The sequence below is a fragment of the Caulobacter sp. genome (genome assembly GCF_049283275.1).
Lineage (GTDB): Bacteria > Pseudomonadota > Alphaproteobacteria > Caulobacterales > Caulobacteraceae > Caulobacter.
Genome location: NZ_JBAPVS010000120.1, coordinates 1 through 10,418, shown reverse-complemented (window position 1 = coordinate 10,418; position 10,418 = coordinate 1). Strand labels below are relative to the sequence as shown.

The 10,418-nt window shown below is 68.8% G+C and carries 9 protein-coding genes; 5 read left to right on the top strand and 4 right to left on the bottom strand.

All coding sequences use genetic code 11. The features are described from left to right. The 3 genes from WAL33_RS05890 to WAL33_RS05880 form a co-directional block, all read right to left on the bottom strand. On the bottom strand, nt 1-1,908 hold a 1,908-nt coding region (locus WAL33_RS05890; RefSeq protein ID WP_422179416.1), incomplete at its 3' end, for a methyl-accepting chemotaxis protein. A gap of 217 nt (nt 1,909-2,125) precedes the next feature. Then, nucleotides 2,126-3,058 (bottom strand): tyrosine recombinase XerC, encoded by a 933-nt coding sequence (locus tag WAL33_RS05885; protein WP_422179414.1) that lies wholly within the window; start codon nt 3,056-3,058, stop codon nt 2,126-2,128. After that, entirely contained in the window at nt 3,055-3,735 is a 681-nt protein-coding gene (locus WAL33_RS05880; protein ID WP_422179412.1) for a DUF484 family protein, read from the bottom strand. The genes WAL33_RS05885 and WAL33_RS05880 overlap by 4 nt, the downstream gene beginning before the upstream one ends. Before the next feature lie 166 nt (nt 3,736-3,901). On the opposite strand from WAL33_RS05880, the gene WAL33_RS05875 reads away from it, so the two are divergent. Beyond that, nucleotides 3,902-6,064 (top strand): primosomal protein N', encoded by a 2,163-nt coding sequence (locus WAL33_RS05875; protein ID WP_422179410.1) that lies wholly within the window; start codon nt 3,902-3,904, stop codon nt 6,062-6,064. A gap of 86 nt (nt 6,065-6,150) precedes the next feature. On the opposite strand, the gene WAL33_RS05870 is transcribed toward WAL33_RS05875, so the two are convergent. Beyond that, on the bottom strand, nt 6,151-6,927 hold the full coding sequence (locus WAL33_RS05870; protein ID WP_422179408.1) for a TerC family protein: 777 nt from the start codon (nt 6,925-6,927) through the stop codon (nt 6,151-6,153). A gap of 205 nt (nt 6,928-7,132) precedes the next feature. Here WAL33_RS05870 and WAL33_RS05865 point away from each other — a divergent pair, with 205 nt between their 5' ends. The 4 genes from WAL33_RS05865 to WAL33_RS05850 all read left to right on the top strand — a co-directional run. After that, nucleotides 7,133-7,360 (top strand): hypothetical protein, encoded by a 228-nt coding sequence (locus tag WAL33_RS05865; RefSeq protein ID WP_422179406.1) that lies wholly within the window; start codon nt 7,133-7,135, stop codon nt 7,358-7,360. 165 nt (nt 7,361-7,525) lie between these two features. After that, entirely contained in the window at nt 7,526-8,218 is a 693-nt protein-coding gene (locus WAL33_RS05860) for a CHAP domain-containing protein (protein ID WP_422179404.1), read from the top strand. Between the two features lie 65 nt (nt 8,219-8,283). Further along, complete coding sequence (locus WAL33_RS05855; RefSeq protein ID WP_422179403.1) at nt 8,284-9,243, top strand: magnesium transporter CorA family protein; 960 nt, start codon at nt 8,284-8,286, stop codon at nt 9,241-9,243. 67 nt (nt 9,244-9,310) lie between these two features. Beyond that, the coding region (locus WAL33_RS05850; RefSeq protein ID WP_422179401.1) for a pentapeptide repeat-containing protein at nt 9,311-10,418 on the top strand (1,108 nt) is incomplete at its 3' end.

Below are 10,418 nucleotides of genomic sequence, written 5' to 3'. Positions count from 1 at the left end.
GACCGGGTTGGCGCCGGGACGGCTGGTCGCGGTGGCGGGGGCGACCGGCGGACGCGGGGCCGGACGCGACACGGCGGTGTTGGCCGTGGGGCGGCGGACCGAACTGGTGCTGGCGGCCTGGGCGCCGTTGACCTGGAAGCGGCCGATCATCTGCATCAGGCCGTTGGCCTCGCCCTTCAGGGCGTGGCTGGCGGCGGTCGATTGCTCGACCATGGCGGCGTTCTGCTGAACGGTCTGGTCCATCTGGTTGACGGCGGCGTTGACCTCGTTGAGGCCGGTGGCCTGCTCGGCGCCGCCGGCGGCGATCTCGCTGACCAGGGCGTCGATCTCGCTGACCTTGCCGACGATGGCCTGCAGGGCCTCGCCGGTCTGGCCGACCATCGACACGCCTTGGCCGACCTGCTGCGAGGAGGTCGAGATCAGGGTCTTGATCTCCTTGGCGGCGTCGGCCGAGCGTTGAGCCAGGGCGCGCACTTCCTGGGCGACGACGGCGAAGCCGCGGCCCGCGTCACCGGCCCGGGCCGCTTCGACACCGGCGTTCAGGGCCAGCAGGTTGGTCTGGAAGGCGATCTCGTCGATGACGCCGATGATCTGGCTGATCGACTGCGACGACTTCTCGATCTGGTTCATGGCCTCGACGGCGGCCCGGACCACCACGGCCGAACGCTCGGCGTCCGAACGGGTGGAGGTGACGACGCGCGAGGCTTCCACGGCGCCGGCCGACGAACGCTTCACCGTGGCGGTGATCTCGTCCAGGGCGGCGGCGGTCTCTTCCAGGCTGGCGGCTTGCTGCTCGCTGCGGCGCGACAGGTCGTCGGCGGCCGAGGCGATTTCGTCCGAACCCGAACCGATGCTGTTGGCGGCGTGGACGATGGTGCGCATGGCGTCTTCCATCTGGGTGATGGCGCCGTTGAAGTCGTTCTGCAGGCGCTGATAGGCCTGCGGGAAGTCGGCGTCGACGCGATAGGTCAGGTTGCCCTCGGCCAGGCGGGTCAGGCCCGTGGCGATGTGCTCCATGACGAAGGCCTGCTCGCGGGCGGCGGCCTCGGCGGCTTCCTGGTTGCGGGCGCGTTCGGCTTCGGTCTCGGCGCTGGCGCGCTGCTGGGCGGCCTCGGCGGTGCGCAGGGCCAGGGCGTTGTCCTTGAACACCTGGACCGAGCGGGCCATGGCGCCGACCTCGTCCTTGCGCAGGGCGCCGACCACCTCGACGTCGACCGAACCCTGGGCCAGGGTTTCCATGGTCTTGGACAGGTTGGTCAGGGGGGCCGAGATCTTCGAGCGGCCGATCCACAGGGCGAAGACCATGGCGGCGGCCGAAGCGATCACGCCAAACAGGATGCTCATCAGCGAGCCGGTGGCCGATTCCTTGGCGGCCTTGGCCACCATGGTCTCGGTCTGGTCGGCGTGAGTATTGACGAAGGTGTTGACGTCCGAGGTGAGGCTGGCGATGTCCGGGTCGATCACGCCCATCACCATGATGGCCGCCTCGTTGGCGTCCTGCAGGCCCAGGTCCGCGCCCTGACGCGCGCTGGAATAGATCTTGTCCAGGCGCTCGCCGAACCCGGCGACGATCTTGGCCGAGGAGGGATCGGCCGCCTTCAGCTCGCCAAGGTATTTCTTGCCGTCCTTGTAGACCTTGTCGATCTCCGCGCTCGCCGACTTGGCTTCGTTGGAGGCGCCCTCATTTGAGACCGTGCGATAGGCGGCGTAGCCGATCGCCGTCACCCGGCGATTGAAGCGCGCCGCGGCCAATTCGGCCGGCGCGCGCTGTTCAACGAGCACCTTGGTCGCAGCCTCGGACTTCTGCGTCTGCCAGGCGCCCATGCCGACAATGGCCAGGGCGACCACGGTCAGGATGACGGCCGGCAGGGCCACCTTGGTGGAGATTTTCAGATCGTCGAACTTCATCGCAAACCCCATGTCCGGCTGCGCCCGAGAAAGGGACGGGCGCCGGTCTTGAGGCCAGAAGCCGCCAACGCCGTAAAAACGCAGTTAATTGCAAGGCTTTGGTCGTGCGTTCGCGACGGAATGCCACAGGCGCCGCACCCGGACCGAGGGCAAACGCTTGCGTGGACGGGTTTAGAAGCGCCCAACCCAGTCTGTCGCGAGGATCAAGGGGAGAGCCTCAAGCCCTGGGATGGGCTTTGCCGTAGGCCGCCAGCAAACCCGCGGCATCGACCTGGGTGTACCGCTGAGTGGTCGACAGCGAGGCGTGGCCCAGCAGGTCCTGGATCGAGCGCAGGTCGGCGCCCGCCCCCAGCAGGTGGGTGGCGAACGAATGGCGCAGGGCGTGCGGCGTGGCGCGGTCGGACAAACCCAGTCGGCTTCGCAGGGTCTGCATCGTCGCTTGGACATGGCGCGGCGACAGCGGACCGCCGCGTTTGGCGCGGAACAGCGGATCGTCGGGGGCCAGGGCGAAGGGCAGGACGGCGAGATAGGCGTCGATCCGCTCTCGGACGATGTCGAGCACCGGCACGATCCGGGTCTTGCCGCCCTTGCCGGTGATCCGCAGGCTGTCGGCCAGCGGCGCGTCCCGACGGGTCAGGGACAGGCCCTCGGAGATCCGCAGGCCGCAGCCCCACAGCAGGGTCAGCACCGCCTCGTCGCGGGCGACCTCCCAATCCTCGCGATCGGGATCCAGCGACAGCTCGGCGATCAGGCCGTGGGCCTGGTCCTCGGAGACGGGGCGGGGCGCGCCGACCTTGATGCGCGGGCCGCGCACCAGACCGATGGCGGCGTTGGGGGCGCCCAGCCGGTGGTCCAGATAGCGATGGAAGGCGCGGATCGACGACAGGCTCTGCGACAGCGAGCGGGGTGAGAGGCCCCCTTCTTCCTGAGAAGTGTCTCCTTCCCGCCGGAAGGCCAGATAGGCGCGCAGCTCGGCGGCTGTGATCGCGGCCATGTCGGCGACCGACGCGGCCTCGCCGCGATGGCGCTCCAGGAAGTTCAGATAGGCCAGGACGTTGTCGCCATAGGCCCGCACGGTGCGCGGCGAGGCTCGCTTTTCATTGGCCAGATGATCCAGCCAGGCGGTCAGGGCCTGGCGGGCGCTGGTCACAGGATCGGCCAGCGCTCGGCCGTGCGTTCGACGACGCGGGCCAGGAAGGCCACCAGGTCCGAACCCATGTCGGCGGTGAAGCCTTCCGGATCGGCCGAGCCGAAGGCCAGCAGTCCCTGGCGCGACGGCTCCCACAGGGCCATGCGGACGATGGCCATGCTCTTGATGTCTTCCATGCGCTCGCCGAACAGGCCCAGCGCCGGAGCGTGGAAGCCCATGCGGGCCACGCCGTGGTCGCCCATGGTCATGTCGATCTGGCCGGCGATCAGGCCGTGCCAGCCGGCGGGCACGCGGCCGGGACCTTCCAGCACCACGACCCCGGCGGCCAGGCCGAAGCGCAGGATGGCCATCTCGTCGACCCGGCGGGCCAGGTCGGAATGATTGCGGGCGTCGAGCAGATCGATCACCGCGGCGTGGGTCTGGGCCTGGGCCGAGAAATTGGCGCGGGCGGTGGCCTCGATATGGCGGCGGACCAGGGCCTCGCGCTCGTGGGCGGCCGAGACACGGGCCAGGGCGGCGGGGCCGAAATCGACGATGTTGCTGGCGTCCGGACGCAGGCCCAGGTCGCTGAGCAGGTCGGGATCGCTATGCAGGAAGCCGGGCTCGGCCAGCAGGAAGTCGCGGACGACCGCGGGATCGACCGGCAGGGGCTGCCTGGCTTGCGTCGCGTCGGTCATGGCTGGGACTACTCCGTTCACACGTCGTCCCCATATGCGCTTACAGCTGGAGGACAGCCCCGATGAAGCCCCAAGTCGGTTAACAGCGGCTTGATGGACCGGCGACGGCTCCTCTCGACCTGGGGATGTTTCCAAGGCAGAACCCAAGTCCCTCATGTCTGGTCCCATGCCCCGCATAGCCTCCGTCCTGCTGCCCATGCCGCTGCCCGAGGCGTTCGACTACGCCGAGCCGGAAGGCCTGGGGCTCATGGTCGGCGATCACGTGACCGTGCCGCTGGGTCCGCGGGTGATTCGCGGCGTGGTCACGGCCCTGCGCGACGGAACGGGCGGCAACCGGCCGCTCAAACCCATATTGGAACGGGTCGATGATCCGCCGCTTCCGCCCGGCGTCCTGACCTTCATCGACTGGGCGGCGCGCTATTCGGTCGACGTTCCGGGCTGGCCCCTGGCCATGGCCCTGCGCGGCCTGCGCCACCCGCCCGCCAAGCCCGACAAGGCCCTGGTCCTGACCGGAACCCAGCCGGCCAAGATGACCCCGGCTCGCCTGAAGGTGCTGGCCGCCGCCCAAGCCGGGCCGATGGCCTCGGGCGCCCTGGCGACCGCCGCCGGCGTCTCGGCGGGGGTCGTCAAGGGCCTGGTCGACGAGGGGGCGTTGGCCGTCACCTGGATCGAACCGGACGTCGGCTTCCCCCAGCCGGACCTGTCGCTGCCGCCGCAAAAGCTCAATCCCAGCCAGCGGGCCTCGGCCGACGTGCTGTCCGAGATGCTGGGCGTCGGCGGCTTCCAGGCGGCCCTGCTGGACGGGGTCACCGGCTCGGGCAAGACCGAGGTCTATCTGGAGGCCGTGGCCGCCGCCCTGGCCGCCGATCCCGAGAACCAGGTGCTGATCCTGTTGCCCGAGATCGCCCTGACCCAGGCGGTGATCGCCCGCTTCGAGCAGCGGTTCGGCGCGGCGCCGGTCGAGTGGCATTCGGGCGTCTCGCCGCCCAAGCGACGCCGGGCCTGGGAAGGCGTGGCCACCGGCAAGGCGCGGATCGTGGTCGGGGCCCGCTCGGCCCTGTTCCTGCCGTTCCGCAAGCTGCGGCTGGTGGTGGTCGACGAGGAGCACGACGGCTCGTTCAAACAGGAGGAGGGCTTCATCTACCAGGCCCGCGACCTGGCCGTGGCCCGCGCCAAGATCGAGGGGGCGCTGGTGGTGCTGGCCTCGGCCACCCCGTCGCTGGAGAGCCTGTGGAACGCCCAGCAGGGCCGCTATCGCTGGCTGCGGCTCAGCGCCCGCCACGGCGCGGCCCAACTGCCCGACATCGGCCTGATCGACATGCGCGAGACCCCGCCCGAGCCCGGCCGCTGGCTGTCGCCGCCGCTGGTCAAGGCGGTGTCGGTGGCGCTTTCACGGGGCGAGCAGAGCCTGCTGTTCCTGAACCGCCGGGGCTATGCGCCGCTGGTGCTGTGCAAGGCGTGCGGCGAGAAGATGAAGTCGCCCGACACCGACAGCTGGCTGGTCGAGCACCGCTATACCGGCCGCCTGGTCTGCCACTTGACGGGCTTCTCGATGAAGAAGCCGGACGTCTGTCCCCACTGCGGGGCCAAGGACAGCCTGACCTCGATCGGCCCGGGCGTGGAGCGGGTCGAGGAAGAGGCGCGCCACCTGTTCCCTGACGCCCGGGTGGCGGTGTTCTCGTCCGATACGGTGGTCGACGCGGCCGGGGCGCGGGCCCTGGTCGACAGCATGGCGGCCGGCGAGATCGACATCCTGGTGGCGACCCAGGCGGCCGCCAAGGGCCACAACTTCCCCAACCTGACCCTGGTGGGGGTGGTCGACGCCGACCTCTCCTTGCGGGGCGGCGACCTGCGGGCCGGCGAGCGGACCTTCCAGCTGCTGGCCCAGGCGGCCGGTCGGGCGGGGCGGCACGAGAAGCCGGGCCGGGCCTTGCTGCAGACCTATGCGCCCGAGCACGGGGTGCTGCAGGCGCTCAAGGCCCAGGACCGCGACGCCTTCGTCGAGGCCGAGATGGCCATGCGCCAGGAGGCCGGCCTGCCGCCGTTCGGACGGCTGGCGGCGGTGATCGCCACGGGGCCGGATCCGGTGGCCCTGGAGGCCTATTGCAACGCCCTGGCGGCCGCCACGCCCAACGCCGAGGGGGTCGAGGTGTTCGGTCCGGCCGACGCGCCCCTGTCCCTGGTGCGAGGGCGGCGCAGGAAGCGGTTCCTGGTCCGGGCCGATCGGACTGTGGACCTGCAGGGCTTCCTGGCCGCCTGGCGAGCCCGGGCCAAGGTCCCCAACTCGGTGCGGGTGGTGTTCGACGTGGACCCGTACAGCTTCCTGTAGGGTGCTCAAAAACCCGCTCATCCCGGCGAATGCCGGGATGAGCGGATCAAGAGGGAGCCAACCCGGCTCCCTCTCCAATCTCCGACCTAGTGCTTCTTCCCGCCCTTGCGGCGCGACAGCATGTTCAGGCCCTCCACTCCGGCCGAGAAGGCCATGGCGGCATAGATATAGCCCTTGGGCACGTGCACCCCGAAGCCCTCGGCGATCAGCACCGCGCCGATCATCAACAGGAAGCCCAGCGCCAGCATGACGACCGTGGGGTTGTCGTTGATGAAGTTGCCCAGCGGATCGGCCGCCACCAGCATCACGGTCACCGCCACGACCACCGCCACGATCATGATCGGCAGGTGGTCGGTCATGCCCACGGCGGTCAGGATCGAGTCGATCGAGAACACCAGGTCCAGCAGGATGATCTGGAAGATCGCCCCGCCGACATTGGAGACCGCCGCGGTCTTGACGTCCGGGGCCGATTCGTCGGCGTCGGGATCGACGCTATGGTGGATTTCCTTGGTGGCCTTCCAGATCAGGAACAGGCCGCCGGCGATCAGGATCAGGTCGCGCCACGAGAAGGCCGTCTCGAAGGTTGGTTCGCCGTGCGACAGCGGACCGGTCAGACCCAGGTCGAACACCGGGGCGGTCAGGCCGACGATGAAGGCCAGGGTCGACAGCAGGGCCAGCCGCATGATCAAGGCCAGGGAGATGCCGATCCGGCGGACCTTCTGGCGTTGTTCGGGCGGCAGCTTGTTGGAGAGGATCGAAATGAACACCAGGTTGTCGATGCCGAGCACGACTTCCATGACGATCAGCGTGACCAGGGCGGCCCAGGCGGCGGGGCTCGCGGCGAGGTGGAGGAGTTCGTTCATTGCATAGACCCAGATTCCGGCTCGGAAAACGCGTCATCGTCCACCCCTCCGCGGACGCCGTTCATGCAAGGAACGCGACGGAAGCCCCCAGGCTTCGCCGAACCGAGATTCCGACATACGCTCGATGCCGCCAATATCAAGCCCCGACGGTCTGTTCGCCGCTTTCCGAGGCGCCTTATCGGGCTTTCTGCTTAGCCATATCTGTTTGCTGTGCCTGTTCGGCCCCGGCGGGCAGGGCCGCGATCGGATCCTGGCCGCGACAGAGGCCCAGATCGCCTGCCCGGATCAGATCATTTCCCAGGCCTTGATGATCTGCGTCCCGCGCGAGATACCAGCGTTCAATGCAGAGCTTGAGCCGCTAAAGATCGACGGCGAACAGCCGGTGTTCTATGCTTGGCCGTGGTCGGGCTTTCTGTGGTTACGCTTTCGATAATGTCATGCCGCGCGGTCGGAAAACCGGTGCAGGATCGAATGAAAGCTTGAGGAAAATTTTGGCCGGGGCGACGACCTGTCACGTCGAAAGCCGAATAAACGGACTTTTCATATTTCCCTGCGAGGGTTATCCCTTAACCCTAGTGACGCGGGGAGTACCCACAGCATGACGAAACGGACGAGAACCCTCTGGGGTTCCCTGGCCGCTGCCGCCATGATCAGCCTCGTGCCGATGTCCGGCGCGGTTGCTGACGGCTATTGGCAGTGCGTTCCGTTCGCGCGTCTGATGTCGGGCATCCAGATTTTCGGCGACGCCCGCACGTGGTGGAGCCAGGCGGTCGGCAAGTACGATACGGGCTTCACGCCCAAGTCCGGCGCCGTTCTCTGCTTCAAGCCCACCGCCCGCATGAACCTCGGCCACGTCGCCTTCGTCAGCCAGGTGCTGACCGACCGCGTGATCCAGGTGACCCACGCCAACTGGTCGGTGATCGACGGCGGCCGGGGCCAGGTCGAGAAGGACGTCACCGTCGTCGACGTCTCGCCGGCCGGCGACTGGAGCGAGGTGAAGGTCTGGTACGACCCGATCCGCGACCTGGGCACCACGGTCTATCCGACCCACGGCTTCATCTATCAGAACAACCAGGCGGTCACGATCGCCGCCGCGACCAGCAAGCTGGCCCTGGCCCAGAACGCCGCCGTATCGCTGGCCAAGTCCGCCGCCAATCAGGTCGCCGCCTCGGTTCGCGCCACCTCGCCGCTGGACATGATCAACCAGGCCGCCGACTCGACCGACCGGATCGCGGCCCTGATCGCTCAATCCCAGTCCCAAGACGCCGACAAGACCCAAGCCCCGCGTTGACGGCGTGCGCGCTCTGGGTCATGCCCAGAGCGTGAGGTCGTGGGCGTGAACGAGGCTGTCTCCACATGCTGAGAGTGCTGCGCCATGGCGCGCCGGGTTTCGAATCCGGCGGCTTGACGCCCGATTGGGTGCTGCCCGCCGACGCGGTGTGGATCGAGCTGGTCGATCCGACCCGCGCCGAGGAAGTGGCGGTTGAAAAATCGATCGGCCTGCTGCTGCCCACCCGCGAGGAGATGTCCGAGATCGAGGCGTCCTCGCGCCTCTACCAGGAAGACGGCGGCACGTTCATGACCGCCACGGTGCTGGTCAACGCCGACGGCGACCTGCCCACGGCCGCGCCGGTGACCTTCGTGCTGACCGGCGACCGGCTGGTCACCATCCGCTATGTCGAGCCCAAGTCCTTCGCGGCGTTCGCCGCCCAGGCCGAGCGCCAGCCCAGCCTGTGCCCCACCGGCGCCCAGACCTTCCTGGGGCTGCTGGACGCGGTGATCGACCGCACCGCCGACATCCTCGAGCGCACCGCCGCCGAGGTCGAGGTCCAGTCGCGGATCATCTTCAGCCGCCCGCGCGGCGCGGCGTTCGAGGCGATCCTCAACCGCCTGGGCCGCGCCCAGATCATCAACTCCAAGGCCCGCGACAGCCTGGTCAGCCTGGCCCGCCTGCTCAGCTTCGCGGCCCTGGCCGACCAGTTCGAGGGCGACAAGGAGCGGCGCGACCACCTCAAGTCGCTGCAGCGCGACGTGGTGTCGATCACCGACCATTCGGGCTATCTGTCGGGCAACATCACCTTCCTGCTCGACGCGGCCCTGGGTCTGATCAACATCGAGCAGAACGCCATCTTCAAGATCTTCTCGGTGTTCTCGGTCATGTTCCTGCCGCCGACTTTGGTGGCCGGCATCTACGGCATGAACTTCGTGCACATGCCCGAGCTGGCCTGGCTGCACGGATACCCGTTCGCGCTGTTCCTGATGATCATCGCCGCCGGCGGGCCGCTGTTGTGGTTCAAAAGGCGCGGATGGCTTTGACTTTTCGGGAAAATCCAACGTTTCCTTAAAGTTGTCCTGCAAGGCTCGGTGAAAACGAGCTCTTCGCATGTCCGCCGTCCCTTCCCTTCAGCAGAACCTGATCCGGTCGCTTCCGCCCCAGGCGTTGAAGGCCGCGGTGGAGGCGCATGGGCGCTATCTGACGGGATTGCCGGCGGGCGCTCGCGCCAATCTCTCCTATGTCGATCTCGACAATGTCGACCTTGAGGGGGTCAACCTTTCCGAGGCCGACCTGACCGGCGCCCGCCTGTCCGGCGCGCTCCTGTCGCGCGCCGTCCTGACGCGGGCCACCCTGTATGGGGCCGATCTGCGCGACGCCGACCTGCGCGAGGCCAACCTTTCGCGCTGCGACCTGCGGGGGGCCTGCCTGCGCGGGGCCAATCTGGGCCGCGCGGACCTTTCCGGCTGCGACCTGCGCGAGGGCGTCACCGCCACCCAAAACAGCGCCGAGGGTTTCAAGATCCTGCAGCACCGGGTTCGGCGCGGCGAACTGGACCATGCCCTGACGCACGGCGCCAAGCTGGACGGCGCGCAGATGGGCGACGGCTTCGCCCAGGTCGCCGACCTGACCGACGCCGACCTCGCCGGGGTCAGCCTGCAGGGCGCGCGGCTGAATCGTGCGGTGCTGAACGGCGCGAACCTCTCCCAGGCCAATCTCCACAACGCCGACCTGAGCGGCGCCTCGCTGCGCCGGGCCGTGCTGACCGGCGCCGACCTGGCGGGGGCCACCTTCGACGACGCCGACCTGACCCAGGTGCTGCGCGCTCCGCCGGCGCTGATCTATATCGACGACGAGCCGCTGCACGAGGTCCTCCAGGCGCACGAACTCTACGTGACCAGCGAGGGCCAAGAGGGGACGGTGGCCAAGATCCCGATGGCGGATTTTCGGCCGATGAAGCGGTTGCGGGGGCGGCGGTTGGCCGGCCTGTCGGCGCCCGGCGCGATCTTCTTCGGCATGGACCTGGAGGACGTCCAGCTGCAGGGCGCGAACCTGGCCGACGCCGACCTGCGCGGGGTCAATCTGCGCGGCGCCGACCTGCGCGGCGCCCGTCTGGTCGGCGCCCAGCTGACGCGGGCCGACCTCAGCGGGGCCAAGCTGGGTCCGTTGACCATCGGCGAGGGGCGCGTCCTGCGCACCGACCTCAGCCGGGCCGTCC

Bases quoted from the DNA above. Each gene is read 5' to 3' on its own strand.
- WAL33_RS05870 (WP_422179408.1), bottom strand. From the start codon at position 6,927: ATGAACGAACTCCTCCACCTCGCCGCGAGCCCCGCCGCCTGGGCCGCC.
- WAL33_RS05880 (WP_422179412.1), bottom strand. From the start codon at position 3,735: ATGACCGACGCGACGCAAGCCAGGCAGCCCCTGCCGGTCGATCCCGCG.
- WAL33_RS05855 (WP_422179403.1), top strand. From the start codon at position 8,284: ATGCTGAGAGTGCTGCGCCATGGCGCGCCGGGTTTCGAATCCGGCGGC.
- WAL33_RS05875 (WP_422179410.1), top strand. From the start codon at position 3,902: ATGCCCCGCATAGCCTCCGTCCTGCTGCCCATGCCGCTGCCCGAGGCG.
- WAL33_RS05860 (WP_422179404.1), top strand. From the start codon at position 7,526: ATGACGAAACGGACGAGAACCCTCTGGGGTTCCCTGGCCGCTGCCGCC.